The organism is Azospirillum cavernae (genome assembly GCF_003590795.1).
Taxonomy (GTDB): domain Bacteria; phylum Pseudomonadota; class Alphaproteobacteria; order Azospirillales; family Azospirillaceae; genus Azospirillum; species Azospirillum cavernae.
This window is the reverse complement of sequence record NZ_QYUL01000001.1, coordinates 2,083,239-2,108,826: the sequence shown is the minus strand read 5'-3', so window position 1 is coordinate 2,108,826 and position 25,588 is coordinate 2,083,239. Positions and strand designations below refer to the sequence as shown.

The following is a 25,588-nucleotide window of genomic DNA, read 5'->3' as shown; positions in this document are numbered from 1 at the left end:
TTTTTCCGCGCTTGCTCGCCCATTTTCCGTGGAGCTTGGTTCCATCATGATTCTCGCCGAGATCGCCGCCGCTCTGGACGCCCATGTCGAGGGCGATTCGACCCTTGTGATCCGGCGCGCCGTCCATCCGTCCGAGGCCGAGGGGCCGGAGGATCTGGCGCTGGCCATGGACAAGGATCTGCTGGCGCTGCTGCCGGGCAGCAAGGCGGTGGCCGCCGTGGTCGCGGAAGGGGCGGAGGTTCCCGACGGCATCCAGGCCCGCATCGTGGTGAAGCGCCCGCGCTACGCCATGGCCGGGCTGCTGGACGTGTTTGAAAAGCCAGTCCACGCCGAACCGGGGATCCACCCGATGGCCTTTGTCGCCCCCGACGCGGTGGTGGCGGACGACGCGTCCATCGCGCCCTTCGCCTATGTCGGGCCGCGCGCCCGGATCGAGGCCGGGGTCGTCATTCTGCCGCACGTCACCGTCGGGGCCGACGCGGTGATCGGCGCGGGCAGCCTGCTGCATCCCGGCGCGCGCATCGGCGAGCGGGTGGTGCTGGGCGCGCGCTGCATCATCCATCCCAACGCGGCGGTCGGCAACGACGGCTTCAGCTTCGTCACGCCCGAGCCGGGCAGTGTCGAATCGGCCAAGACCACAGGCCGCGTCGTCGGCACCAATGTGTTGATTCGTCGGGTCAATTCCATCGGCACGGTCATTCTGGGCGACGATGTGGAAATCGGCGCGGGGTCGGCGATCGACCGGGGCACCGTCACCGCGACCCGCATCGGCAACGGCACCAAGATCGACAACCTTGTGCAGATTGGCCACAACGTGCAGATCGGCACGAACTGCATGCTGTGCGGTCATGTCGGCGTCGCGGGCAGCGCGATCATCGGCGACCGGGTGGTGCTGGCGGGCAAGGTCGGGGTCGCCGATCATGTGAAGATCGGCAGCGACGCGGTGGTCGCCGGCAATTCCGGCGTCGGCACTGACATTCCAGCCAAATCCGTCTATATGGGCTATCCCGCCGTCCCCCGCGCCCGCGCGTTCGAGCAGTATAAGGGGCTGGCCCGGCTGAAACGCCTGTTCGCCGAGGTCGCCGACTTGAAGGCCCGCTTGCACGCGGTCGACGGGGTGGGGGCCGCGCCGCCCGTCGCGTCGTCCGAGCCTGAGCAGGATTGAGTTTCACCGTCCCGTCGCCCCCACCCTCCCACGCTGGCGCGTGGGTCCCTCCCTCCCCCGCTTCGCAGGAGAGGGGCTGATTCCCTCTCCTGCGAAGCGGGGGAGGGTTAGGGAGGGGGCCAGCGTTCTTTCCCGCAACCCTCACCGTCCGATCCGATGACCTCCGGCCAGAATCCCACCCTTCCGTCCGTTTTGGGCGGCCCGTCCATCATCCTGGTTCAGCCGCAGATGGGCGAGAACATCGGCGCCTGCGCGCGGGCCATGCTGAATTGCGGTCTGACCGATCTGCGTCTGGTCAAACCGCGCGACGGCTGGCCGAACGAGAAGGCCACGGCCAACGCGTCCGGCGCCGATCTCGTCATCGACAATGTCCGCCTGTTCGAGACCACGGCCGAAGCGGTCGCCGATCTTGAGGTGGTGTTCGCCACCACCGTGCGCACCCGCGACATGATCCAACGCTTCGTCACCCCGCGCGGCGCGGCGGAGGAGATGCGGGCGCGTTACGCCGCCGGTCATCGCGTCGGCGTGCTGTTCGGGCCGGAGCGCACCGGGCTGGTCAACGACGATCTGACCCTGGCCCAGACTCTGATTACCGTGCCGCTGAACCCGTCCTTCGCCTCGCTCAATCTGGCGCAGGCGGTTCTGCTGATTGGTTATGAATGGTTTCAGACCGGAGAGCTGCCGCCCGAACGCTTCCTGCATTACGGCGCGACCCGTCCGGCGACCAAGGCGGAGCTGGTCAATTATTTCGAGCATCTGGAAGGCGCGCTCGACCGCACCGGCTTCTTCACCAGCCCGGCCAAGCGCCCGTCGATGATCCGCACCCTGCGCAACGCGCTGGAGCGGATGGAGATGACGGAGCAGGAGGTCCGCACCTTCCATGGCGTGATCGCCGCGCTGACCGGCAAGCGGAAAGGCGCGCCCTAACCCCGCCGCACCGGCTATACTCGGCGGCCATGGAATACGCGTTGCAAAACATGGATGTCGGGTTGGTGTTGCTCGACGCCGGGCGGCGGGTGCTGGCGTTGAATCCGGCGGCGGCGCGTCTGCTGGGTCCGCGCGCCGTCGGGCTGGTCGGCGCGTCTCTGCACGATCTGCATCCTCCTTCGCACCGCGCCAAGGTGGAGTTGCTGCTGGCCGCCGCGCAGGATCCAACCTCGTCGGCGTCCGCCTGTTCGATGATGGTGGCCTTGCCGGGTCGGGTGCTGGTGCTGAAGGCGTCAACCCTGACGCCGGGCGACGGGCCGGGCGACGGGGGGGCCGTCACCGCGTTGATCTTGATGGACGCGGCCAAACCTGCCGCCGTCGCCGCCGCTCCTGTCCCGACTCCGGCGGCTCCGGTCGAGCCGCTGGTCAAGCTGCCGGTGGAAAAGGGGCAGGGGGTGGTGCTGCTCGATCCCAGCGACGCGGTTTATCTTCAGGCCGACGGCCATTACACCACGGTCCACACCGCCGAGGGCGCGTTTTTCTGCGGCTTGCCCCTGTCGGCGTTGGAAGAGCGCCTCGACCCCCGCCACTTCGTGCGCACCCATCGCGGCTACATCGTCAATTTGCGCCACGCCCAAGCGGTGGAGCGGCGGGACGGGCGGTCCTGCTTCGTCATGGCGGCCCCCGGCGCGCCGCGCGTTCCGGTCAGCCGCGCCCGCGCCGACGCGTTGAAAAAGCGGTTGGCTCTGTAGGCGGCTGTCCTCAGGTCGGGCAACCGTCCCAACCGTTCACGCGTCCCCACCGCCGTTCACGCGGGCGCGCGGCGGTTGGCGCAAGCGGGGTTGAGCGGACGTTGGCCCGGACGCCACAGTGCCGCGTCCGCCCCGCAACCCCTCGCTCGGAGGCCGCCTTCATGGATCGTCCCACCCCTCCTGACCGTTACGTCTCCTTCAAGGGGATTGATTGCGACGGCAACGCCCGCCAGATCATCGCCCGGCTTTACACCCACATCGACGACCCGGCCAAGACAAACGCCTTCTGGGAACGGTTCCGGGAAAAGCTTGCGGTGGCCGACGACCCGCTGGCCCGCCAAGCGGACGGGCTGTGCCTGCTCTGCTCCAACATCTATTACATCGCCGATCTGTTCGAGGAGCATGGCGACGAGGATGGTTTGGCGATGCTGAGCCGGTTGGAGGATGAGTGCTGTTGATCGCCTGACGGTCCCCGCTCCCCTGTCCGTCACGCGTTTTGCGGGCGCGTTTGTTCGCCACGGCGCCCTTGCGATCAAGCCGCTTGCGGTTGTCGAGCGCCAACGCCCATAATTCGCCTGAATTTCGGGGCGCAAAGCCCGATGGACTGCGGCGATCATGAACGACAGCGTGACACAGACAAAGCCGACGGATCATTCGCCGTCTCGATCGCGCCGTCTTTTGCTCATCACATTCGCCTTGGTCGCTGTGATTGGCGTCAGCTTGCGCGCCCACTACACATGGGCGGATCGAGACGAAACGCTGCGCCATTCCCAAGAGCGGGCGCAAGGCGCGGTTCGGATCGTTCAGGAGCATGTGCGGCGGACGGTGGCGACCGGCGATCTGGCGTTGGCGCGCGTCATCGACCAAGTCCGCCATTCTGGCATGGACGGCCTGTCGACGAATCGGACCCTGTGGCAGTCGATGCACCAGATGGTGGAGAGTTTGCCGGAAATTTCGGCGGTCTGGATTCACGACGCCGATGGCCAGAGTTTGCTGAGCAGTCGGCAATACCCGACCCCGCCAATCGACGTGTTCGACCGTCCTTATTTTCAGGTTCACGCGGAGGGGGCGGATTTCCATGTTGGCGAACGCATCGTCGGTCGGCTGACCGGCCAGCGTTCGTTCACGATCAGTCGGCGAATGATGGAGAAGGATCGCTTTCAGGGCGTGGTCCATGCCAACGTCGATCTTGATTATTACCTACAGTTGTTTGAAAGCCTCAATCTGGGGGTTGGCTCCACCATCGCGCTGTACCGCACGGATGGCCGGGCGGTGCTGCGTTTTCCAGAAAAGGAATCGATGGAGGGGGAGGACGCGCGCGAGGCGCTGCGCCGGTCCGTTTACTCCGCGACCGAGACGTTCGAGGCGTCGGGGCCGGGCGGCTTGCGGATCGTGTCCTATCAGCGTGTCCCGAATCTTCCGCTGATCGCCATCGTTGGTCTGTCCAAGGCCACCGAACTGGCCGAGTGGGAGGGGCGAGCGATTCGCGGCGGGCTGTTCGTCGCTTTGGCCGTGCTGTGTTGCGCTGGATTGGTGGCCGCCGCCGCCCGCAGCCTGCAACGGGAAAGCGCCGGACAGCGGCGGCTGGCGGAAACCAACGCCCATCTCGACGTCGCCGCCCGCCGTCTGGAGGAAGCCAACCGGGCCTTTGCCGGGGCGAATCGGCGGATGAATCTGATTCTGCATTCGGCGTCTGACAGCATTTGCGGCGTGAACCGAAACGGCCAGATCACCTTCGCCAATCCGGCGGCCACCGCGCTGACGGGTTTTTCCAACGACGAGCTGTTGGGCCGAAACCTGCACACCCTGATTCATCACACGCGATCCGATGGGACGCCCTATCCGTCGATCGAATGCCCGGTGACGGCGGTTTTGCACAGCGGCGAAACCCGCCGGGGGTTGGAAGACACCTATTGGACCAAGGGCGGCAACGCGGTGTTGGTCGAGTTCACCGCCTCGCCGATGATGGAGGATGGTCGGGTCGAGGGGGCGGTCGTGGTGTTCCACGAGATCGCCGAACGCAAACGGGCCGAGCAGGTGATGAACAACGCCCGGCTGGCCGCTGAAACGGCGAGCCGGGCCAAAACCGAATTTCTGGCCAACATGAGCCATGAAATCCGCACGCCGATGAACGCCATCCTTGGTTTGGTTCATCTGTTGCAGCAGACCGAGCTGTCGGAGCGACAAACCGATTATCTGCGCAAGTTGCGGGTGTCGGCGCAGTCGCTGTTGGGCATTCTCAACGATATTCTGGATTTTTCGAAGGTTGAGGCGGGGCGGATCGAGTTGGAACAGGTCGATTTCCGTCTGGACGACCTGCTGCAAAATTTGTCGATCATCATCGGCGGGGCCGCCCAGGAAAAGGACATCGAAGTTCTGTTTTCGGTGGGGCACGACGTGCCGCTCAACCTTGTCGGCGATCCGTTGCGGCTTCAGCAGGTGCTCATCAATCTCGCGGGCAACGCCATAAAATTCACCGACAAGGGCGAAGTGGTGGTGTCGGTCAAGCTCAGTTCCCGCGCCAGCGACCGGGTGGTTCTGGGTTTTTCGGTGCGCGACACGGGGATCGGCATCACGCCGGAGCAGAAAGGGCGGCTGTTTCAGGCCTTCAGCCAAGGCGACAGTTCCACCACCCGGCGGTTTGGCGGCACCGGCCTTGGTCTGGCCATCTGCACCCGGTTGATTGGGCTGATGGGTGGAACGATGGATGTCGACAGCGTGGTCGGCGTCGGCAGCGATTTCCATTTTGAGGCGGGCTTCGGGTGTCGCAGCGAGGCGCCGTCATCGTCGGTCGGTCGGTTGGCCCCGCGCGATCTGTCGGTGTTGGTGGTGGACGATCACCCCACCGCGCGCGAGGTGCTGGCCGAAATCGCCCAAACCTTCGGCTGGTCGGCGACGCTGTGCGCCACCGGCCTCGCCGCGCTGACCGAACTGGAGCGGGCGGTTCGCGAGGGACATCCGTATGACGTGGTGCTGATGGATTGGAAGATGCCGGAGATGGATGGGCTGGAGGTCGCCCGCCGCATCCGCGCGGGCGCCGCCGCAGGCGCGCCGATCATCATCGTCATCAGCGGCTATGGGCGCGAGCGCGTCGGTTCGCAGTTCGAGGACATCGGCGTCTCCGGCTTCCTGGTCAAGCCGGTCACGGCCTCGACCCTGCTGGACGCGGTGACGGTGGCCTACGCCCACAGCGGCGGCGGCGCGGCCTTGCCGGAGCCTGTTTCCGAGTCCAAGCCGCAATCGGCGCTGTGCGGGCCGGGATGGAGCGCCCGTCGGGCGCTGCGCGGTCGGCGGCTGTTGCTGGCTGAGGACAACGCCATCAGCCGGGACGTGGCGCGCGAGATTTTGGAACGGGCGGGCGCCCGCGTGGACATCGCCGAAAACGGACGGCAAGCGTTGGCGGCGATCCGGAGCAACCCGCAGAGTTTTGACGCGGTGTTGATGGACGTGCAGATGCCGGACATGGATGGGTTTGAGGCGACGGCGGCCATCCGCGCCCTGCCTGGGGCCAAGACCTTGCCGATCATCGCCATGACCGCCAGCGCGTTGCCCGCCGACCGGCAACGATGCTTGGATCAGGGGATGAACGATCATGTGCCCAAGCCGTTCGACATCGATCAACTGTTCGACGTTCTGACCCGCTGGATCGGCCCGCCGCTGGTGTCTGCGGCGGGTGGGGATCGGGATGGCCCCGAGCTTTCTCCCGCCTCTTCGACCGCCGTCGCGGCGACGGATTTGCCGGACTCTTTGCCGGGGATTGACCGGGACGACGCGCTCACCCGCCTGGACGGCGACGTTGGCTTGCTGCGCCGGTTCGTGGCGAGCTTCGCCCAGAATTACAGCGGCGTGGCGGATGGCGTCGCGGCGGCGTTGGACGTGGGCGACCTGCCGCGCGCCAAGGCGCTGGGGCATGAGTTGAAAAGCGTGGCGGGCAACATTGGCGCCCGCCGCTTGTCCACCGCCGCCGACGCGGTGCAGGTCGCCGCCTATATGAACGACGCCGAGGGAATCGCGGCGCAGATCCCGCTTTTGCGCAGTGAATTGGCCGCTGTTCTTGAGTCGGCGAAGCTCTTGGAGGCCGCAAAACCTGCGGCTGTCGTCCTGCCGCAAACACCGGGGGCTTTGGCCGTCGACCGTGTTGTTTTGGAAACAGCCTTGCCGCGATTCGCTAGATTGTTGCAAGACAGTAACTTCGCAGCGGCTGAAGAGTTCGCTATAGTGTCTCCGCTGTTGTTGCATGCGATCGACTCTTCCGCAATGAAGGGGCTGACCGCCGCCATCGACAGCTTGGACTTTCCAAAGGCGCTTGGCATCGTGCAGCGGATTGCGCGGGAGTTGAGCGTCCCTCTACCGACGGTCTGACATCGCCCATGGCCGACACGCGCCCAAAGATTCTTGTGGTGGATGACATTCCGTCGAATGTCCATGTGCTCAGCCGGATTCTGAAAGACGATTACGACATCTATTTCGCCACCGACGGCGAAAAGGCGTTGGATCTGGTGCAGGCCCGGCTGCCCGATCTTGTCCTGCTCGACATCATGATGCCGGGCATGGACGGGTACGAGGTGTGCACGCGCATCAAGGCCGACCCGGCCACCCACGACATTCCGGTCATCTTCATCTCGGCCAAGAGCGAGGTGGAGGATGAGACGCGGGGGTTGGAGGTCGGGGCCATCGACTTCATCACCAAGCCGATCAGTCCGCCCATCGTCAAGGCGCGGGTGCGCAACCACCTGCTGTTGAAGCGGCAGGCGGATCTGCTGCGCAGCCTGTCCTTCTTGGACGGCTTGACCGGCATCGCCAACCGCCGCCGTTTCGACGACACCATGGCGCGGGAATGGCGGCGCTGCGCGCGGTCGCATCAGCCCTTGTCGCTGGTCATTCTCGACGTCGATCACTTCAAATCCTACAACGACCATTACGGTCATCAAGCGGGCGACGAATGCCTGCGCATGGTGGCGGCGGTGCTGGCCGACCGGGTGAAGCGCACCGGCGATCTGGTCGCCCGCTATGGTGGGGAGGAGTTCGTCTGCCTGCTGCCGGAAACCGAAAGCGACGGCGCGCTTCAGGTGGCGGAACGGCTGCGCAGCGCTGTGGTGGATTGCGCGATTCCCCATGATTATTCGCCGGTCGCGTCGCACGTCACCGTAAGCCTGGGCGTCGCCACGATGATTCCGTCCGCCGATCAATCATCGGATCAACTGGCGCAGATGGCCGATCAACTGCTGTATCAGGCCAAGCGCGGCGGTCGGAACCGGGTGCAAGGCGCTCTGATTCCGGCGCTTTGACGCCGCGTCCCGACTGGGCGCGATCCACAGGGACGGGCTGGCCGATGAGCGGTTCCTTTTTCGATGTGCGCGGGCGCGGCTTCAGACGCCGCACGTCCTTGTCCACCGCTCAAGACTGGGTCGATCAGCGTTGCGCGCCGCGCCCGACCGTCGCGACGCCGCTGGCTGACGCCATCGGGTTGCGGTTGGCCGCGCCGTTTTTTGCCCCCCATGACTGGCCCGATTGCGACCGGGCGGCGCGCGATGGCTTTGCGTTGGCCGCCGCCGACAGTTTGGGGGCGGGATCCTACAACCCGATCCCCGTGCCGTTGGCGCGCGCTGTGTCGGCGGGCGATCCGCTCCCCCCTGGCGCCGACGCCGTCCTGCCGTTCGAGGCGGCGTTCCGCCAGCCGGGTTGGGTCGAAGCGGTGGAGGCCGTGGCCCCCGGCGCCGGCGTTGAGCGGCGCGGCGCGGCGGCGCAGGCCGGGGCGTCGCCGCTGCTGGCGACCGGACGGTTGTTGCGCCCGTCGGACATCGGGCTGTTGGCCGCCTTTGGCGTCGCGAGCGTGATGGCGTCGCCGCCCCCGCGCGTGCGCGTTCTGTTGGTTGGCGGCCCCCGCAGCGGGGCGGAATGTTTGGGGGCGATGCTGGCGGCTCTGGTCCAGCGCGATGGCGGAGCGCCGGAGGTCGTCGGGCCGCTGCCCGCCGATCCGGCTTTGGTGGCGGCGGCGTTGTGCGGGGCGGGGGCCGATCTGATTCTGCCCGCCGGGCGCACCGGAGTCGGCGCCGACGACGTCGCGCCGCTGGCGTTGGCCCAGGCGGGAACCCTGGCGTCGCATGGCGTGGCCCTGAGACCGGGCGACAGCGCCGGGATGGGAGAGGCGGAGGGCGTTCCTGTGATTTTGTTGCCCGGCGAACCCATGGCCTGCTGGACCGTCTATGAGATGTTGGGCGGGCGGGCGGTGCGCCGGATGGCGGGTCGAACGGAAGAGACGCCGCTGGCCGCCGTGACGGTTGTCACCGCGCGCAAGCTGGTGTCGGAGATTGGCTGCGTCGATCTTTACCGTGTCCGCGTCACCGCCGATGGCCGGATCGAGCCGGTGGCCTCCCCGGCGATTCCCGGTCTGGCGGCGCTGGCGCGCGCCGATGGATATGTCGTGATCGCCGCCGACAGCGAGGGCGTTCCAGAAGGCGCGACCGTGACCATGCGCCGCTTTGCGCCCTGAATGGCGTTGAGTCGCCGGGCTGACCGCTGCGCGGCGGAGCGGCTGTGCTACCATGCGCGTCCGTTGATTGAGATCCGAGTGACGAGGGTTTGCGCGTGCTGACCGAGGACATCCGCCGTTTCGTGGCCCAAGCCGCCCGTCAGGAGCAGTTTCTCGACGTGGTCAGCGGCGAGGAGGCGCGCGCGCGTTTCCACCGCCACCTGGACCTTTCCCCGCGCGGTGAGGAACGGGTGTCGCTGGCCGACGCGCTGGGCCGGGTGCTGGCGGGGGATGTGACGGCTGGGGTCGATGTGCCAGGCTTTGACCGTTCGGTGGTGGACGGCTTTGCGTTGCGGGCCGCCGACACCGGCGGCGCGACCGAGGACGCGCCCGTCTTGCTGCGGTTGAACGGCGAGGTGCTCGCCGCCGGGCACGCGCCGACGCTGACGGTGGAGCCGGGAACCGCCACGGTGATCGCGACCGGCGGGATGATGCCGCGCGGGGCCGACGCCGTGGTGATGGTCGAGCATACCGAGCCGGTGCAGGGCGAGCCGGTGGATGGCGAATCGGTGGACGGCGAATCAGCGGCGGGTGAAACCGGCCTGTTGGTCGCGCTGTCGAAACCGGCGACGCCCGGCGCCTTCGTCGCCGCCGCCGGATCCGACATCGGGCGGGGCGAGGTGGTGTTGCGGCGTGGGCAGGCGCTGACCTCGCGCGAGATTGGCGTGTTGGCGGCGATTGGCTTGGCTGAGGTGGCGGTGTTCCGCCGCCCGCGCGTCGCCATCCTGTCCACCGGCGACGAGCTGACGCCGCCCGGCCAGCCGATCCGGCCCGGCGCCGTGTATGATTCCAACGCCGCCATCCTCGCCGCCGCCGTCGCCGAATTGGGGTGCGAGCCGGTGCCGCTGGGCATTGCGGCGGACGACGACGACACGCTCGACCAACGGGTGGCGCAGGGGTTGACCTGCGACGCGCTGCTGCTGTCGGGCGGCACCTCGAAAGGGGCGGGCGACCGTTCGCACAAGGTGGTGGCGCAGCTCAAGGATCCCGGCATCGTCGCCCATGGCGTGGCGCTGAAACCGGGCAAGCCGCTGTGTCTGGCGGTGACGGCGGGCAAGCCGGTGGTGGTGTTGCCGGGCTTCCCAACCTCGGCCATGTTCACCTTTCACAGCTTTGTCGCGCCGGTTTTGCGCGCGCTGGCCGGTCTGCCGCCCGCCACGGCGGAGGCGGTGTCCGCCACCTTGCCCGTCCGGCTGGGGTCGGAGCGCGGGCGCACCGAATATGTCATGGTCTCGCTGGTGCATGGCGCGGGACCGGCGGGGAAGGGCGATTTGGCCGCCTATCCGCTGTCCAAGGGATCGGGGGCGGTGACGGCCTTCAGCCACGCCGACGGCTTCCTCGCCATCGACGCCCAGGCCGAAGCGGTGGAGGCCGGAACCCCGGTGTCGGTCCAACTGCTGGGCCGCGCGGTGGCGCCATCGGAATTGATCGTCGTCGGCAGCCAATGCCTTGGGCTGAACGCTGTGCTGGGTCGCCTGATCGCCGAAGGGCTGACGGTGAAGGCGCTGAACGTCGGTTCGATGGGCGGGCTGGCGGCGGCGCGGCGTGGCGAGTGCGACGTGGCGCCGATCCATTTGATGGATCCGGCGACCGAGACCTACAACACGCCGTTCCTGACGCCGGGATTGGAGCTTGTCACCGGCTACCGCCGCATGCAGGGAATCGTCTTTCGCCCCGGCGATCCGCGTTTTGAGGGGAAAACGGCGGAAGCGGCGTTGGTCGATGTGGCCGGGCTGGCCGACTGCATTCTCATCAACCGCAACGCGGGCAGCGGCACCCGCATTTTGACCGACCGCCTGCTGGGTGGGTTGCGCCCGACCGGCTATTGGACGCAAGCCAAATCCCACAACGCGGTGGCCGTGGCGGTGGGGCAGAGCCGGGCGGATTGGGGCGTGGCGATTTCCAGCGCGGCCACGCTGTATGGTTTGGGCTTCCTGCCGCTGCGGGAGGAGCATTACGACTTCGTGATACCCGCCGCCCGGCGTGATCGCCCGGCGGTCCAGCGCTTCATCGCCCTGATCGAGTCGGCGGAGGTGGTCGAAGCGCTGCGCGGGATGGGCTTCGCGCGCTGAAGGCTTGCGGGCCGGTCAGCGTGTGGGCCGGTCAGTGCGTCGTCTGGCCGGTTCCGCAGGAGCAACCGCAACCACCCGCCGGGGCTTCCACCCGGATGGCGCCGCCCGCCGTCGCCAGCACGGCGGCCAGCGGCAAACCAACGGCGTCGGCCACCGCGCCCAGGCTGGCTTCGCCCGGCAGGGCCTGGGCGGGGCTGAACACCGGATGCAGCATCGCCAAACGGTGGCGGGCGGACGGATCCAGCCGGTCGAGCGCGGCAAGGCTGGTGTCGGCGGTCACGGCGGCGTTCGTCATGGCGGATGATCCAGGGGTGACGGGGCAGGGCGATGATGAGCGCACAAAACGCTGTGACCACAGCGCTGTCAAGACCGACAATCGCCGGTTGGGACTGGCCTCGGTTGGGACTGGACAGGGAGCCGGGTTCCAATCCAGTCTTTGGCGACGCTGTTGTGAAAGGGGCGCCCCATGAGCCTTGAATTCCTGCTGACCTCCCTGATCGTCGCCGCGTCGCCCGGCACCGGGGTTCTGTTCACCCTGGCGGCGGGCCTGTCGCGCGGATCGCGGGCCAGCCTCATCGCCGCGTTCGGCTGCGCCATTGGGATTGTTCCGCACATGGCGGCGGCGATTTTGGGGCTGGCGGCGCTGCTGCACACCAGCGCGCTGGCCTTCCAGCTTCTGAAATATCTGGGCGTCCTCTATTTGCTCTATATGGCATGGACGACGCTGAAGGATCACAGCGCGCTGACGGTCGAACCGGACCACAGCCCGCGTTCGGCGGCGCAGGTGATCGTCTCGGCGATTCTCATCAACATCCTGAACCCCAAACTGTCGATCTTCTTCCTGGCCTTTTTGCCGCAGTTCGTTCGTGACGACGCGGCCAGCCCGCTGGCGCAGATGCTGGAGCTGAGCGGCGTGTTCATGCTGATGACCTTTGTCGTCTTCGCCGGTTATGGGCTGTTCGCCGCCGCCGTCCGCGCCCATGTCGTCGCGCGTCCGCAGGTGTTGACCTGGATGCGGCGGACCTTCGCCGGAGCCTTCGCCGCGTTGGGCGTCAAGCTCGCCTTTGCCGAACGCTGAATCTTTTGGAACGAACTGGTATGCGGTCATTCCGGATTGGTTGTTTCCGTTCCTAATATTAAGCTCACCCGGTTTGGCTGTGTCGCAGGGGTAAGGGTGGATGGCGAAGGTTCTGGTGGTCGATGACGATCCGGTGTCGCGCAATCTCGTTCGCGCGATTCTGGCGAAGGATGGGCATGACATCACCGTTTGCGAGGGGGCCTTGCAGGCGATTGAGGCGCTGTCTTTCCGTGATTTCGACGTGGTCGTCACTGACATCATGATGCCCGAACATGATGGGTTCGAGTTGATTCAGGCCGCCCGCAACCTGCGCCCGGACGCGCGGATCATTGTTTTGTCGGCGGTGGATGAAAAGGTTCCCGCGCACATGACCGCCGCCGTGTTTGAACGGCTGGGCGTGACGCGTGTGATCGCCAAGCCGATCAACCCGGCGCTTCTCGCCTCGGAGGTTTTGGCGGCGCACGTCATCGGTTGAGGCGGGGGCTTGAGGAGAGGGGCGGTTTGAGGCGTCTGGCGGCGGCGGCGCGCCGGTGTCATGATGCGCGCCTCATCATCCCCGTGTGGAGACATCTCATGCGCACAATCGGCCTGCTGGCGATGGTCACGGTTCTGGCCATCGCCCCCTTGAGCGTTCAGGCGCAGACGGCGCCGGTCGCCCCCGCTCCTGCCGCGCCCGTGGCGGCTCCGGCCCCAGCGCCGACTCCCGCTCCGACTCTGGCGCCCGCTCCGGCGCCCGCCCCGGCGATGGCTCCGGCTCCGGTTGCCGCCCCAACGGTGTTTGGTCTGCCGCCGGGGCAGGCGTTGGCGATTGGCGTCGGCATGGCGGCGGGCGGCGTTGGCGTCGGCGCGCTGGCGCACGGGCCGTTCTCCACCCTCATCGGCGCGGCGGCGGGCGCGCTGATCGGCGACTGGTGGTACGCCACGAAGCCGACGCCCATGCATCGCTGATCGGCGGCGGGCCAAGCCCGACCGGAAAAGCCCCCTCCCTTACGGGGGAGGGGCGTTCTGTAAGCGAGAAACGGCGTCTCCCCGCTCCTGTGGAACGGGGAAAACCCGACGGGTCAGGCCGTCACTGGCATCCGGCCATCGCGGGCGCGCATCAGCGCCCAGACCACCGACACGCCCAGCAGCTTCGACGCGAGGCTGGCGGCCCACACGTTGGGTTCCCACACGCCCAGCATGCCAAAGAACAGCGCGGTGTCGACCGGCACCGACAGGGCGGCGCTCAGCCACAGCCGATCGCGCAGCGGGCGCTTGGTGATGGTGAAGACCAGCCAGTCGATCATTTCCGACACGGCGAAGGCGGCGACGCTGGCGGTGGCGACGAAGGGATCGGCCAGCAGATAGGACAACACCGTTCCGGTGAGCATGGCGGCCAGCGCCCAATGACCGAAACGGACCTGCACCATGTCGCGCAGGACAAACACCAAGCCGACCCAGCAGGACCAGACCAGGTCCAGATGCGGGAACAGGCTGAACGCGTAATTGATGGCGAGAATGCTGCCGATGTAGGCGGAAAGCCAGATCATGTCCAAGATCCTTGGAAGAGGCGAGCCGTGGCAATACGGGCGCGGATGACCGGAGCAAACCCGCGTGAATGCGAGCGCCCCGAAGCCGCTTGTCCTAGCAGATTCGTTTTGCCGGTTGAAGGGGAACTGCGGCGGCTGAGGGATGAAAAGCGCGCGATCTTACGGCGCGGTGGCCCGCCGCCCGAACAGGTCGCGCAGCTTGCGGCCCAGCAAACCGCCCAACACGCCGTGCCCCGCGTTGCTTTTGGGGAACCAGTCGGGTTCCGTGCTTTGCAGGCGGCGCACCACGACGAGAAAGACATCGACCACGCGCGGGTCGAAATCCCGGCCTGACCGTTCGGTGATCCAGTCAATCGCCTGTTCAACCGGCCAAGCGCCACGATAGGGCCGGGAGGTTGTCAACGCGTCGAACACGTCGGCCACGGCGGTGATGCGGGCGGTGATGGGAATGGCGTCGCCCGCCAAGCCCTCGACATAGCCGGAGCCGTCGTAGCGTTCGTGGTGGTAGCGCGCGATGTCCGCCGCGATGGACAGCAGCGAGCGTTCGCGCAGCGGCGCGGCCACCGCGCTGAGAATGCGATGGCCGATTTCCGTGTGACGGCGGATCGCCACCAAATCGTTGCTGGCCAATTCGCCGGGCATGCCCAGGGTTTCGTCCGACACGCTCAACATGCCGACATCGTGCAGCAGAGCGGCCAGACCGATTTTTTCGACGCAATCGGCGTCCAACTCGTCGCTGAATTGGCCGCGCGCCAACAATTCGCGGGCCATGTCGCCGACCAGCCGTTCGATCCGTTGCAGATGGCCGGGCGCGGCGTTGTCCTTGTATTCGGCCAGCGACCCCATCGCCAGAACGGTGGCCTTCTGCGCGATGGTCAATTCCTCGAACAGCAGGGCGTTTTCAAAGGCGATGGCGCATTTGTTGCGGAACAGCTCCAGCAATTGCCATTCGCGGGCGCTGCCGTCGTTGCGGCCCTCGACATAAATCATGCCGGTCACGCCGCCGTTGGCGCGCAGGCGCAGCGCGCAGAAATCCGGCTCGACGATGGTTTCGCTGCTGGGGGAGAGACGCTCCAGCGCGGCTTCGATCCGCGCCTCGCCCAAGGAGGACAGCTCGACGTCCTTCCAGGGGGCGAAGCGTCCGATGGAGGCGCGCACGCGGATCTTGCGGTCGCGCGGCTGGGTGTCGCCCTGGACGCACAGCAAGGCGTGGCGCCCAATGCCCAGCAGACCGACGACTCGCGGCAGGATGTTGGGAAACAAGGTCTCAGGCGTGCGCAGTTCCAACAGGCCGGTGGTCGCGACCAGCATCCGCGCCAAGCCCTTGCGTCCCGCCGCCAGCGCCTGAAGGCTGGCGAAGGCGCGCAATTGGCCGGTCACGGCGGTGCGCAGGGCGCGCGGCGACAACTCCGCCTTGGCGCGATAGTCGCTGACGTCGGCGCCGCCGATCACCTCCTCCTCGCTGATGGCGTCGGGGTGGGCGGTGCAGACGACAATCCGGGTGCGCTGGTTGCCCAGATCGTTGCGGATGTGGGAAATCAGATCAAGCCCGGCCCGGTCATGCTCCAGAACCAGTTCCAGCAGGATGACGGCGATTTCGGGGTGATCGTACAGCGCTTGCCGGGCTTCGGCGGCGGACGCCGCGTCGATCAGGCGGACGCCGACGCCGTCCACCGAGAGGTTGGTCAAAGCCTCGCGCGCCAAATCCGGGAGCGCTGGCGTCCCGTCCACCACCAGAATGGAAAAGGGCGGCGTGGCAGGGCCGGTCTGGTCTGGCGGAACAGAGGCGTTGGGCATGGCGATCCCGGTGGTTGCGCGTCAGCGTCACCCGCTTGTCAAAAAATACCCGCGCAATGTTGGACCTTCAACCATCATCGGTTTGGCCATAAAACATTTCTCCAGCCGCCGAATCCCCAACAAAAAGGCCGCTTCCCCGATTGAGGAAGCGGCCTTTCCGATGAAATCACCGGGTCATCAACGCTTTGGCGCTGTCCCAACCCCGCCGAAGCGGGGGTGGGAAGCGGTCAAAGCCGTTCGATCACTCGTCGTGCTGCTGCTTGCGCTTCAGCGCGGCGCCCAGGATGTCGCCCAGCGAGGCGCCCGAGTCCGACGAACCATATTCGGCCATCGCGGCCTTCTCTTCTTCCATCTCGCGCGCCTTGATGGACAGCGAGATGCGGCGCGAGCTGCGGTCGATCTGCGTGACCTTGGCGTCGATCTTTTCGCCGACGGCGAAACGCTCCGGACGCTGCTCCGAACGCTCGCGGGACAGGTCCGACTTGCGAATGAAGCCGGTGTAACCCTCGCCCACGGACACTTCGATGCCGCCGTCCGTGACCTGGGTCACGGTGCAGGTGACGACTTCGTTCTTCTTCAGACCGGCGGTGGCGGCTTCGAACGGGTCGTTCGCGAGCTGCTTGATGCCGAGGCTGATGCGCTCCTTCTCGACGTCGACGTCGAGAACCTTGACCTTGACGCGGTCGCCCTTCTTGTACTCGGCGATCGCCTCTTCACCCGACTTGTTCCAGTCGAGATCCGACATGTGGACCATGCCGTCGATGTCGCCCGGCAGGCCAACGAACAGACCGAATTCGGTGATGTTCTTGACTTCGCCTTCCAGCTCGGTGCCCTGGCCGAACTTGTCCGTGAAGGTTTCCCACGGGTTGTCCAGGCACTGCTTGAGGCCGAGGCTGATGCGGCGCTTCTGCGGATCGACGTCCAGGACCATGACTTCGACTTCTTGCGAGGTCGAAACGATCTTGCCCGGATGGACGTTCTTCTTGGTCCACGACATTTCCGAGACGTGCACCAGACCCTCGATGCCCGGCTCCAGCTCCACGAAGGCGCCGTAGTCGGTGATGTTGGTGACGCGGCCCTTGAACTTGGCGCTGACCGGGTACTTGGCTTCGACGCCTTCCCACGGATCGGCTTCCAGCTGCTTCATGCCGAGGCTGATGCGCTGGGTTTCCGGGTTGAAGCGGATGACCTGGACCGTGACGGTCTGGCCGATCTGCAAGGCTTCCGACGGGTGGTTGATGCGGCGCCACGCGATGTCGGTGACGTGCAGCAGGCCATCGACGCCACCCAGATCCACGAACGCGCCGTAGTCGGTGATGTTCTTGACCACACCCTGGAGAATCTGGCCTTCCTTGAGGTTGGCCACCAGCTCCGAACGGGCCTCGGCGCGGCTCTCTTCGAGAACGGCGCGACGCGACACGACGATGTTGCCGCGCGAGCGGTCCATCTTGAGGATCTGGAAGGGCTGCGGCGTGCCCAGCAGCGGCGAAATGTCGCGCACCGGACGGATGTCGACCTGGCTGCCCGGCAGGAAGGCGACGGCGCCCGACAGGTCGACCGTGAAGCCGCCCTTGACGCGCCCGAAGATGACGCCGGTGACGCGGCTCTGGTCGGTGAAGGACTTCTCCAACAGCGCCCAGGCTTCTTCGCGCTTGGCCTTCTCACGGCTCAGCATCGCTTCGCCGTTTTTGTCTTCCATGCGCTCGAGGTAGACCTCGACCGTGTCACCCGCCTTCAGCTCGGGAGCCTGCCCGGCGACGGCGAATTCCTTCAGCGCGACGCGGCCTTCCGACTTCAGGCCGACGTCGATCGTGACCATGTCGTTCTCGACGGCGACGACGCGTCCCTTGACGACGGTGCCTTCCAGCGAGTCGGCGGAGCCGAGCGACTCTTCCAACAGAGCCGCGAAGCTTTCCTTTTCGACCGTCCGGGCCAGTGCTTGTGCCATTGAAACTCCTAAAGGTGGCGCAAAAGCGATCCCGTTTCGACCATGCCCACGGCAAAATGGGTGTGGTCTCGACAAAACCGCCGCGCCGGGCACCACGCCCGGCGACTTGGTTGATGGTTTTCCATGGAGAGCGTTCGACCCGCCCGCCCCGCGATCCGCCCGCCCGCAGCGTTACGCCGAAGGCCGCAGTCCGGTTTTCGAGCCGATGTGATCGACCGCCCGCGCGAACACCTCGTCGGCGTCGAGAGCGGAAGTATCAAGCACAAAAGCGTCAACAGCCGGACGGAGCGGGGCCACCGCTCGCTGGCTGTCACGCGCATCACGAGTCTTCATGTCCTCCAGGACGTCGGACGGTATAGCCGGAATCCCCCGGCTCCGCAACTCCTTGAGTCGGCGCTCGGCCCGGACCTCCAGCGACGCGGTGACGAACAGCTTGGCGCTGGCGTCGGGGCAGACCACGGTGCCGATGTCGCGCCCGTCCAGCACCGACCCCGGCGCGCCGCCCGGCGGATGCTGGGTGAAACGGCGCTGGAAATCCAACAGGGCCGCCCGCACCTCCGGCACCGCCGCGACCTTGCTGGCCGCCTGCGCCGCCTCGTCGGTGCGCAGCGCCACTTCGCGCAGGATCGGGTGATCGGGGTCGAGCGCCCGCGCGGCCCGCGCGGCGGCGGCGTTGTCGGCGGGATCGCCGCCCGCGCGCAGCACCGACAGGCCGACGGCGCGGTACAGCACGCCGGTGTCGAGATGGGCGAAGCCGAAGGCGTCGGCGATGCGCTGGGACAGCGTCCCTTTGCCGCTGGCGGCGGGACCGTCGATGGCGATGACGATGGGGTTTGCGGCGGTCATGCTGTTCAGACCTCTGTGATCTTCGCGCCCAACCCGTTCATCAGAGTCACGAAGCCGGGGAAGCTGGTTTCGATGAAGGCGCCGTCATCGATTTTGATCGGTTCGGCGGTCGCCGCGCCCAACACCAGGAAGCTCATGGCGATGCGGTGGTCCATCGCCGTGGCGATCAGCGCGCCGCCCTTGGGCGGCTCCCCCGTTCCATGAACGGTCAGGCTGTCGTCGGCCCCAACCTCCAGCGCGACGCCGCAGGCGGTCAGGCCGTCGGCGACCATGGCCAGCCGGTCGCTTTCCTTCACCCGCAGCTCTTTCAGCCCCAGCATCACCGTGTCGCCATCGGCGCAGGCGGCGGCGGCGGCGAGCACCGGGTATTCGTCGATCATGCTGGGCGCGCGGTCGGCAGGCACCACCACGCCGCGCAGGCGGCTGTGCTTGACCCGCAGATCGGCCACCGGCTCCCCCGCTTGATCGCGCTGGTTCTCGAACGTGATGTCGGCGCCCATCTCGATCAGCGTGTCGTACAGGCCGGTGCGGCGCGGGTTCATCCCGACGTCCTTCAACACCACGTCGGAGCCGGGCCGCAGCAGGGCCGCCACCACCGGGAAGGCGGCGGAGCTGGGATCGGACGGCACATGGATCTCGCGCCCGGTCAGCTCCGGCTGGCCGATGACGGTGACGGCCAGCGCCCCATCCTCTTGCCGTTCGGTGGTCACGGTCGCGCCGAAATGGCGCAGCATGGTTTCGGTGTGGTCGCGCGTCGGCTCCGCCTCGATCACCGTGGTGGCGCCGGGGGTGTTGAGACCGGCCAGGATGATCGCCGACTTCACCTGCGCCGAGGCGACCGGCAGGCGGTAGGTGATCGGGGTCAGGTGGTCGCTGCCGACGACGGTCAGCGGCAGCCGTCCGCCGGAACGCCCGACGAAGCGCGCGCCCATCTGCTCCAGTGGCGTGGTGACGCGCGCCATCGGGCGCTTGTTCAACGAGGCGTCGCCGGTGAAGACGCAGGTGATCGGGTGGGCGGCGACCAGCCCCATCAGCAGCCGCGCGGCGGTGCCGCTGTTGCCCATGTCCAGCACCTGGGCCGGTTCCTGCAACGCGCCCAGCCCGACGCCGCGCACCCGCCACACCCCGTCGGAGTCGCGGTCGGCCTGCGCGCCCAGCAGCCGCATGGCCGCCGCCGTGTGCAGCACGTCTTCGCCTTCCAGCAGGCCGTGGATGACGGTTTCGCCGACGGCGATGGCGCCCAGCATCAGCGACCGATGCGAGATCGACTTGTCTCCGGGCGCCCGGATGGCGCCGACCAGCGGGCCGGAGAACGAGGAACGCAGCGGTTTTGCCTGCGACATGGGGGAACCCTCAGGGCATGGGGTGAGTGTTTGGCCGCAGTACCTAGCACAGCGTCGCGCGCGACGCGAGAGCGGCGCTTTTCCATTGGGCCGGGCGGAAAAGGGCCGGGCGAAGCGACCATCGCAGGTTTTTTTTGACAAGCGCCCCCAGGCGTGGCAAAGGGCGCAACTTGAGATTCCCTAAGATTTGTGACGGAGGACGTGGCGTGGCCAAACCCGAATGGGGCGTCAAGCGCATCTGCCCGAGCTGCGGCGCTCGCTATTACGACATGCGCAAGGACCCGCCGGTCTGCCCAAGCTGCGGCGTGCAGTTCGACCCCGAGGCTTTGCTGAAGTCCCGCAAGGCCCGTCCGGCCCCGGTTGACGACACCAAGAAGGTCGCCGTCGTCGAGGACGAAGAGGTCGAGGTCGAGGATCCCGAGGCCGCCGAGCTTGAGGGCGTCGAGGACGACGTGTCGGTCGACGACATCGAAGAGGCCGCCGACCCGGTCGAGGACGAGGACGACGTCCTGATCGAAGACACGTCCGAGCTGGGCGAAGACGACATGGACGAAGTCGTCGTCGAGGGCGAGGACGAGGAGGAGCGCTAACCCCGCTTCCCCGGTGGCGGCGGGGGTGGTCAGGAAAAAAACGCGATGCTCCGAATTTTTCGCTTGCATCGCCCCGCTTCCTGGCTAATATCCCGCTCCACCAACGCCGGTCAAAAACGACCAGCGCCCAGAGTTAAAGGGGCCATAGCTCAGCTGGGAGAGCGCTACAATGGCATTGTAGAGGTCATCGGTTCGATCCCGATTGGCTCCACCAAATAAAAGCCAGCAATCCCAACGGGTTGCTGGCTTTTTTCTTGCCCTGATCTTTCCCGTTTCCAGCCGACTTCAACGAGGCTTCAACGAGCACTTCCGAGGGACGGGGCTGCGGGGAGGCTGATCGAGGCTATTCCTGGGCATCCTCTGGCCCTCCGGTTTCTCATGTCGGAGGGGAGAGGCGCCCGGCCGGATGGGATGCCGTCGCCTCGAGGACGCGGAATCTGTCGTCTCCGCCCGTTGCCTACCACTGCAGGCGCAGGATGATGCGATCGCCGTCCACGCATGACGGCTGGCTCCGCTCCCCGGCCTTCTCCACCTCGGCGCCGACGAGGCGCAGCGAAGTCAGTGTCTGGAGCACATCGCGGACGTAGCCACCGAGCAGTTCGGCCTCGGCGATGGCGAGCCGGATTCGGCCGCCCGCGCTGGTCGGAGCGCTGTGACGGCGGCGCAGACGCGCGAGGTCGCGGTCCAACTCGTCGAGACTGTCGGCGAGGGTTTCCGCCGCGGAGCGCGCTGCTGGAGGCAGAGGTTGGGCGAGCGTGACGTGGGGATGGCGACCGGCGGCAACCTCCCGCACCAGCGCGGCGGCGAGGACGCGGTCCTCGACCTTGTCGGCGATGACGGCGGGCGGAAACATCACGGTGTCGGGCATGCTGTTCTCCATGGTTGGTGGCCGACCGCCGCCGACGGCGGCGTTCCGGAGCCAAGCATGGAGGGGACGGAGACGGGATTGCGCCGCCTCGGACGGGCATGCTGGGTCGTCCCGGCAATGGCGTCCTTCAGCCGCAGAACATCTTTCGCCATGTGACCAGCAGGACGATCACTCCCAGCGTCGATCGGAGATGGACGAGGCGGCACATCCGGTCTGGCCACCCCGCCGGTCTCTATCACCTCTGAGGCCTAGACTTTCTCGCAGCGACGTCGGGGAGGCCGCGTCCCCTCCTCAACCTTCACGTCCCGACCGGGCTCGGCAACCATGTGCTCCGGGACGATCCGACGCCGGGTGTGCTTCTGGATGTCGCACAGGATTTGGTCGATCGCGAGGGCGGCCTCGCTGCAATACGAGGGATGGTAGGGTGCGTAAACCTGTGTCGTCGCGGAGTGTCCTTCCGGCCGCTTGTGCCCCATGGTGAGCTCGATCTGGTCGTTGGGCACGCCACGGAACCGCAATTCCCGCCCCATCGTATGGCGCAACGAATAGGGCTGAACATCCCGCCCGTCAGGCCCACACAGCAGAAAGCGCTCGCGCAGCGCGATCTTGCGATCAGCCGGCGTCATGGCCGCCAGCGCGGCCGCATCCGGCAACGCGGCGAGTTGTTCCTCGGTGGCCGGCCAGACGCGGGCGCGCAGAGCCCGCCATGCGGTTCGGATCGACTTGACCTGCCGTCCCTCGAACGCGACCACGGGACCGGTCACGCCGCCAACATGGTGCTCGAGCGTCTCCGTCAGCTTCACGATCGGACGGTACTTCTTGGTCTGCGTTCTCCCTTCGGGATTCAGTGTGATCAGCCGATGCCTGTGGTCGATGCGGTCCGCCGTCAGGTCCACCGCGGCATCGGGACGACAGACACAGGTCAGCATGACCATCATGAAGGAGAGCAGATGGGGCGACTCCTCGGGGATGTGCGAGATGAGATCGCCGATCTCCTTGAGGGTCAGTTGGCGTCCTTTCGGATTGGCGTCGGGACGGCACATCCATTTCTGGTCGATGCCCAGGGCGTTTCGGATCGAGGGAACCTCACGGAGTTCGTGCAGATCCTTGGTGCGGCCCAGGGCTGCCCTGCCGCTGGACATGATTCGGTCGATGTAGGAGTCGCTACAGCCCTTCTCGACACGCAGCCACCTGACGAACGCGTCTTGCCGCTGGATGGTGAGATCGGCGACGGTGGCGTCTCCCCAGAACGCCATCCACAGGGCGAAGGCACGACGCACCTGCTCCGCCTGCGCCTGCTGCTCAGCCCGACCGTGGTAGAAGCGCAGCAGAACACCCGCGAGCGCCTCATCCGCGGGGTCCGCCTTCGTCGGCGGCGCGCTGTGCTTCAGGGCGTGCTCGGCGAGGATGAGCTCTGCGGCGCGAAGGTCGTCCGTGCCAGTGCTACGAGTGCGGCGCTGCTGCCGCTCGGCGTCGTACCAGGCGATGTGGAAGCGGTTCGAGCCGGGGACTTTGACGAGCCAGAAGTCACCGATTTCGGCGTAGCGCTGTTCGGGTTGGCGGGACATGCGGCGACGGTGCTCCTCTCGATGTAGGCCAGAAGCTGTTCGTGGGTGTAGCGGATGGATCGGCCGGTCCTGCCGACGCTGACGTAGTCGATGAGCTTGTCCTTGCGGGTACGGGCCAGCATCGTCTGATGGATGCCGAGCTGCTCCGCGGCCTCGCGCTCGGTAAAAAGCCTGTTCATCGATCCCTCTCGCCGTTCCCATCCAGGGCGCCGGACGGCACCAGCGGGAATTTCGGTCCGTCATTTTTTGGCGTCCCTCGGATCGCCGATTTTTTTGATCGGACGCTCTACCGGCGCCGGGCCGGCACCCTGATCCGCCCGCGCAGGCCGGCGGTCGCAGCGGCACTGACCAGCTCCGCCAGGCTGGTGCCGAGGCCGTACAACTCCGCCGCCCGCATCACCACCGGGCGGTCGTCAGGATCGGCCAGCGCCGTGCAGACCCTATGGCCCTGCACCACCAGGGCGGCGACGCTCTCGAAAATTCGCCTCTCGCGCAGGCGGTGGTTGCGGGCGACGAAGAAGGCCTCTGCGTTGCGCCGTTCGGTCTCAGTCAGCTCGGCGGCCACCCGGGGCGGCAGACCCTCGGCGTCCAGAGGCAGCGCGGCGACGACCCGCTGTCGGTTGCGGTTGGTCGCTGGGTCGTAGCGGACGCTGATCACCTGGAGGCAGCCGGCCCCACGCTTGCCCCTCCGCTCGCGGATCATCGCGGTCCTCCGGTCGCCGGGCTTGAGGCGGGCGGTTCCCGTCCGCCGGCGGACGGGGCTGGACAGCCGGCGGACCGGCGTTGTCCGCCTTTTTCGGAAAGCGTCTCCGCCGTGCTCCAGTCCGCCGCACTCGCCGCCATCGCCATCCTCCCCATCCGCTCATCGGTGCGCCGGGAATATGGGTTCGGCCGCTTCCGGCATCCCTCGCCGTCCCTCCATTTCCTCACCCCAGAGCGGGCGGCGGGCCTCGCGATGCCCCTCGCCGAGGGGCGTCGCCTTTCCTCCCTTGTTCTGCCAATTCGACGGATTCAATGATTCGGAGAGCGAAAAGCCACGCCCGATCAATCGGTTGTCAACGCCATTCCGGCGTCTGTTCGGGGGGTTCCCGGCATTCGTTCGGAGGGATCCCGGCATCTGTTCGGGAGGGTTCCGGCATTCGTTCGGGGCCATCCCGGCATTCGTTCGGGGCCATCCCGGCATCCATTCGGGGGCATCCCTGAGCAGGGTCGCCATCGGCGGACAGAATCCGGCAAAGGCGGACGAAAGCGGTCCGCAACCCCTTGATTCAGCAGAAGCAGACCAATCATCGAAGAGTCATCGATGATTCCGGCGACCGCGGTCAGAAGGTGCGGCTTCACTTTTTCTGAACCGCTGCGTCGGAACGGCCCCATATGACCGGCGGCGACGCGATGCACTCCGCCGGTCCGCCCTTCGCTTGACCCGCCGTACCGCACGGCGGCCATCGTGGAGGAGCAACATGACGACCGCCCATTCGCTCGAGGCCCTCGCCCGGCTCATCACCCGCAGCGCCGCCCTGGGGCGCGCGATCCATCCGCTGCTCGACGGCCTGGCGCCCTCCGAGGCGCTCCGGTCCCGGATCATGGAACTGGCGGGCCTCTGCGACCGGGTGCAGGACCGGACCGTCGACGACGAGGGTGACGACCCCGACGATCGCTACGAAGCGGCCTTCGACGCCGCCCTGCGCCGGCAGGCCGAACAGCGCGCCGTCGAGGCCCAGGTTCTCGACCTTCTTCAGGCGATGACCGAGGATGCCGTCGTCAGTGGCCGCCTCGTTGCCCCCCACCAGCACCTCGAGATCACCATCACGGTGCATGACCGCCCGCGCAAGGCACGGGTGGCGGTCCTTCGCTGACGCCGGACATCCCCGTCGTCACGTGACCGCAGGACGCCGAAGAAATCGGCGTCCTGCGCCCGCCTCCTCCGTCCACGGCCCCATATGGCCGGCGCAACGAAGGAGGAGGATGCGATGTCGCTTGATCAGCCCTGGTACAGCCTCAACGAGGCCGCCGACCGCTACGGCGTGACGCGGCGGACGGTGGAACGCTGGGCGGAGGACGGACGCATTGTCGTCACCACGCTGGCCGGCACCACCCGCCGCATCAGCGCCGCGTCGCTTCTGGCGTTCGAGCAGGCGAACCGGACGGTGACGCTGCCGTCCCCGCTCGCGCCCGACGATGCGGACACCTCCGGGAGCACTGGCGGAGACGCGAAAGGAAAGCCCGTCCGCCCCCGGACCACGCCGCGCCGGCCGCGCTGACGCGCCGTCGCGGATTGTCGTCGATTGTCGCTGATTTTCCAATCACTTGGGCCTGCTCGGGACAAGGGGCGAAACACAATGGAATTTTTCCCTTCTCCCACCGCGCGCAAAACCTTCGACATGCTCACTACGACCCCATTAAACGATGCGCAGCCTCATTGTCCGTTGGGCGGCCAAAGGCGCCTGGGGGAGACATCCTCCATGCCTTGGTCTCAGCCAGCGGCCCACCGAATCAACTGATGATCGACTCCACGGCGCTATGTGCGCCATCGCTCGGCGGCTGACGGGACATGACCTGAAGGGCATCCTGCT

23 protein-coding genes, 1 tRNA gene and 1 pseudogene are annotated in these 25,588 nt (G+C 67.0%); 15 read left to right on the top strand and 10 right to left on the bottom strand.

Annotated elements, in window-relative coordinates:
• Nucleotides 1–46: 46 nt before the first annotated feature.
• The 8 genes from lpxD (at nt 47) to D3877_RS09630 (ending at nt 11,448) form a co-directional block, all read left to right on the top strand.
• Nucleotides 47–1,165, top strand: coding sequence for a UDP-3-O-(3-hydroxymyristoyl)glucosamine N-acyltransferase (lpxD, locus tag D3877_RS09665; RefSeq protein WP_119830388.1), 1,119 nt, complete (start codon nt 47–49; stop codon nt 1,163–1,165).
• A 156-nt stretch (nt 1,166–1,321) separates the two neighbouring features.
• Nucleotides 1,322–2,092, top strand: coding sequence for an RNA methyltransferase (locus D3877_RS09660; RefSeq protein ID WP_119830387.1), 771 nt, complete (start codon nt 1,322–1,324; stop codon nt 2,090–2,092).
• A 41-nt stretch (nt 2,093–2,133) separates the two neighbouring features.
• Entirely contained in the window at nt 2,134–2,844 is a 711-nt protein-coding gene (locus D3877_RS09655; RefSeq protein ID WP_274379614.1) for a LytTR family DNA-binding domain-containing protein, read from the top strand.
• A gap of 161 nt (nt 2,845–3,005) precedes the next feature.
• Nucleotides 3,006–3,302 (top strand): N(2)-fixation sustaining protein CowN, encoded by a 297-nt coding sequence (gene cowN, locus D3877_RS09650; protein ID WP_119830385.1) that lies wholly within the window; start codon nt 3,006–3,008, stop codon nt 3,300–3,302.
• 220 nt (nt 3,303–3,522) lie between these two features.
• Entirely contained in the window at nt 3,523–7,206 is a 3,684-nt protein-coding gene (locus tag D3877_RS09645; protein ID WP_238474806.1) for a response regulator, read from the top strand.
• A 38-nt stretch (nt 7,207–7,244) separates the two neighbouring features.
• Complete coding sequence (locus D3877_RS09640; RefSeq protein WP_238474805.1) at nt 7,245–8,132, top strand: diguanylate cyclase; 888 nt, start codon at nt 7,245–7,247, stop codon at nt 8,130–8,132.
• Between the two features lie 44 nt (nt 8,133–8,176).
• The gene (locus D3877_RS09635) at nt 8,177–9,337 is read left to right on the top strand and encodes a molybdopterin-binding protein (RefSeq protein ID WP_119830382.1); all 1,161 of its coding nucleotides are present in this window, start codon (nt 8,177–8,179) and stop codon (nt 9,335–9,337) included.
• 95 nt (nt 9,338–9,432) lie between these two features.
• Nucleotides 9,433–11,448, top strand: coding sequence for a molybdopterin biosynthesis protein (locus D3877_RS09630; protein WP_119830901.1), 2,016 nt, complete (start codon nt 9,433–9,435; stop codon nt 11,446–11,448).
• Between the two features lie 31 nt (nt 11,449–11,479).
• Here D3877_RS09630 and D3877_RS09625 read toward each other — a convergent pair whose 3' ends face one another.
• A complete protein-coding gene (locus tag D3877_RS09625) occupies nt 11,480–11,743 on the bottom strand; it encodes a hypothetical protein (protein ID WP_119830381.1) in 264 nt (87 codons plus the stop codon).
• A 171-nt stretch (nt 11,744–11,914) separates the two neighbouring features.
• Between D3877_RS09625 and D3877_RS09620 the strand changes: the two genes are divergently transcribed.
• The 3 genes from D3877_RS09620 (at nt 11,915) to D3877_RS29795 (ending at nt 13,474) form a co-directional block, all read left to right on the top strand.
• Nucleotides 11,915–12,526 (top strand): LysE family translocator, encoded by a 612-nt coding sequence (locus D3877_RS09620; protein ID WP_119830380.1) that lies wholly within the window; start codon nt 11,915–11,917, stop codon nt 12,524–12,526.
• 100 nt (nt 12,527–12,626) lie between these two features.
• Nucleotides 12,627–13,001, top strand: coding sequence for a response regulator (locus tag D3877_RS09615; RefSeq protein WP_119830379.1), 375 nt, complete (start codon nt 12,627–12,629; stop codon nt 12,999–13,001).
• 98 nt (nt 13,002–13,099) lie between these two features.
• Nucleotides 13,100–13,474: a hypothetical protein gene (locus D3877_RS29795; RefSeq protein WP_158599837.1), complete on the top strand. Its 375-nt coding sequence runs from the start codon at nt 13,100–13,102 to the stop codon at nt 13,472–13,474.
• A gap of 113 nt (nt 13,475–13,587) precedes the next feature.
• Here D3877_RS29795 and D3877_RS09605 read toward each other — a convergent pair whose 3' ends face one another.
• The 5 genes from D3877_RS09605 to aroA all read right to left on the bottom strand — a co-directional run bounded on the left by D3877_RS09605 (nt 13,588) and on the right by aroA (nt 19,989).
• A complete protein-coding gene (locus tag D3877_RS09605; RefSeq protein WP_119830378.1) occupies nt 13,588–14,055 on the bottom strand; it encodes a preQ0 transporter in 468 nt (155 codons plus the stop codon).
• A 159-nt stretch (nt 14,056–14,214) separates the two neighbouring features.
• Nucleotides 14,215–15,852, bottom strand: a complete 1,638-nt coding sequence (locus D3877_RS09600) for an HD domain-containing phosphohydrolase (protein WP_119830377.1) — start codon at nt 15,850–15,852, stop codon at nt 14,215–14,217.
• A gap of 241 nt (nt 15,853–16,093) precedes the next feature.
• A complete protein-coding gene (rpsA, locus tag D3877_RS09595) occupies nt 16,094–17,800 on the bottom strand; it encodes a 30S ribosomal protein S1 (protein ID WP_119830376.1) in 1,707 nt (568 codons plus the stop codon).
• 171 nt (nt 17,801–17,971) lie between these two features.
• Entirely contained in the window at nt 17,972–18,628 is a 657-nt protein-coding gene (gene cmk / locus D3877_RS09590; protein WP_199720771.1) for a (d)CMP kinase, read from the bottom strand.
• Between the two features lie 23 nt (nt 18,629–18,651).
• A complete protein-coding gene (gene aroA, locus D3877_RS09585) occupies nt 18,652–19,989 on the bottom strand; it encodes a 3-phosphoshikimate 1-carboxyvinyltransferase (protein WP_119830374.1) in 1,338 nt (445 codons plus the stop codon).
• A gap of 206 nt (nt 19,990–20,195) precedes the next feature.
• Here aroA and D3877_RS09580 point away from each other — a divergent pair, with 206 nt between their 5' ends.
• Nucleotides 20,196–20,579 (top strand): TIGR02300 family protein, encoded by a 384-nt coding sequence (locus D3877_RS09580; RefSeq protein ID WP_119830373.1) that lies wholly within the window; start codon nt 20,196–20,198, stop codon nt 20,577–20,579.
• Between the two features lie 138 nt (nt 20,580–20,717).
• Nucleotides 20,718–20,793 (top strand) — tRNA-Ala (locus tag D3877_RS09575).
• A gap of 243 nt (nt 20,794–21,036) precedes the next feature.
• Here D3877_RS09575 and D3877_RS09570 read toward each other — a convergent pair.
• The 4 genes and pseudogenes from D3877_RS09570 to D3877_RS09555 all read right to left on the bottom strand — a co-directional run bounded on the left by D3877_RS09570 (nt 21,037) and on the right by D3877_RS09555 (nt 23,718).
• Nucleotides 21,037–21,447: a hypothetical protein gene (locus D3877_RS09570; RefSeq protein ID WP_147395124.1), complete on the bottom strand. Its 411-nt coding sequence runs from the start codon at nt 21,445–21,447 to the stop codon at nt 21,037–21,039.
• A gap of 248 nt (nt 21,448–21,695) precedes the next feature.
• Nucleotides 21,696–23,015 carry a site-specific integrase gene (locus D3877_RS09565; RefSeq protein ID WP_119830371.1) on the bottom strand — a complete coding sequence of 440 codons (1,320 nt, stop codon included), beginning with the start codon at nt 23,013–23,015 and terminating at the stop codon, nt 21,696–21,698.
• Nucleotides 23,016–23,041: 26 nt separating this feature from the next.
• A pseudogene (locus D3877_RS31020) lies at nt 23,042–23,194 on the bottom strand (hypothetical protein); the annotation flags it as partial.
• Nucleotides 23,195–23,301: 107 nt separating this feature from the next.
• The gene (locus D3877_RS09555) at nt 23,302–23,718 is read right to left on the bottom strand and encodes a hypothetical protein (protein WP_119830369.1); all 417 of its coding nucleotides are present in this window, start codon (nt 23,716–23,718) and stop codon (nt 23,302–23,304) included.
• A 757-nt stretch (nt 23,719–24,475) separates the two neighbouring features.
• On the opposite strand from D3877_RS09555, the gene D3877_RS09550 reads away from it, so the two are divergent.
• Together D3877_RS09550 and D3877_RS09545 are read left to right on the top strand one after the other, a co-directional pair.
• Entirely contained in the window at nt 24,476–24,871 is a 396-nt protein-coding gene (locus tag D3877_RS09550) for a hypothetical protein (protein WP_119830368.1), read from the top strand.
• A 114-nt stretch (nt 24,872–24,985) separates the two neighbouring features.
• Entirely contained in the window at nt 24,986–25,276 is a 291-nt protein-coding gene (locus D3877_RS09545; RefSeq protein ID WP_158599835.1) for a helix-turn-helix domain-containing protein, read from the top strand.
• The last annotated feature ends 312 nt before the right edge of the window (nt 25,277–25,588 follow it).

Bases quoted from the DNA above. Each gene is read 5' to 3' on its own strand.
- lpxD (WP_119830388.1), top strand. From the start codon at position 47: ATGATTCTCGCCGAGATCGCCGCCGCTCTGGACGCCCATGTCGAGGGC.
- D3877_RS09660 (WP_119830387.1), top strand. From the start codon at position 1,322: ATGACCTCCGGCCAGAATCCCACCCTTCCGTCCGTTTTGGGCGGCCCG.
- cowN (WP_119830385.1), top strand. From the start codon at position 3,006: ATGGATCGTCCCACCCCTCCTGACCGTTACGTCTCCTTCAAGGGGATT.
- D3877_RS09635 (WP_119830382.1), top strand. From the start codon at position 8,177: ATGAGCGGTTCCTTTTTCGATGTGCGCGGGCGCGGCTTCAGACGCCGC.
- D3877_RS09625 (WP_119830381.1), bottom strand. From the start codon at position 11,743: ATGACGAACGCCGCCGTGACCGCCGACACCAGCCTTGCCGCGCTCGAC.
- D3877_RS09620 (WP_119830380.1), top strand. From the start codon at position 11,915: ATGAGCCTTGAATTCCTGCTGACCTCCCTGATCGTCGCCGCGTCGCCC.
- D3877_RS09615 (WP_119830379.1), top strand. From the start codon at position 12,627: ATGGCGAAGGTTCTGGTGGTCGATGACGATCCGGTGTCGCGCAATCTC.
- D3877_RS29795 (WP_158599837.1), top strand. From the start codon at position 13,100: ATGCGCACAATCGGCCTGCTGGCGATGGTCACGGTTCTGGCCATCGCC.
- D3877_RS09605 (WP_119830378.1), bottom strand. From the start codon at position 14,055: ATGATCTGGCTTTCCGCCTACATCGGCAGCATTCTCGCCATCAATTAC.
- D3877_RS09600 (WP_119830377.1), bottom strand. From the start codon at position 15,852: ATGCCCAACGCCTCTGTTCCGCCAGACCAGACCGGCCCTGCCACGCCG.
- rpsA (WP_119830376.1), bottom strand. From the start codon at position 17,800: ATGGCACAAGCACTGGCCCGGACGGTCGAAAAGGAAAGCTTCGCGGCT.
- aroA (WP_119830374.1), bottom strand. From the start codon at position 19,989: ATGTCGCAGGCAAAACCGCTGCGTTCCTCGTTCTCCGGCCCGCTGGTC.
- D3877_RS09570 (WP_147395124.1), bottom strand. From the start codon at position 21,447: ATGCCCGACACCGTGATGTTTCCGCCCGCCGTCATCGCCGACAAGGTC.
- D3877_RS09565 (WP_119830371.1), bottom strand. From the start codon at position 23,015: ATGTCCCGCCAACCCGAACAGCGCTACGCCGAAATCGGTGACTTCTGG.
- D3877_RS09555 (WP_119830369.1), bottom strand. From the start codon at position 23,718: ATGATCCGCGAGCGGAGGGGCAAGCGTGGGGCCGGCTGCCTCCAGGTG.
- D3877_RS09550 (WP_119830368.1), top strand. From the start codon at position 24,476: ATGACGACCGCCCATTCGCTCGAGGCCCTCGCCCGGCTCATCACCCGC.
- D3877_RS09545 (WP_158599835.1), top strand. From the start codon at position 24,986: ATGTCGCTTGATCAGCCCTGGTACAGCCTCAACGAGGCCGCCGACCGC.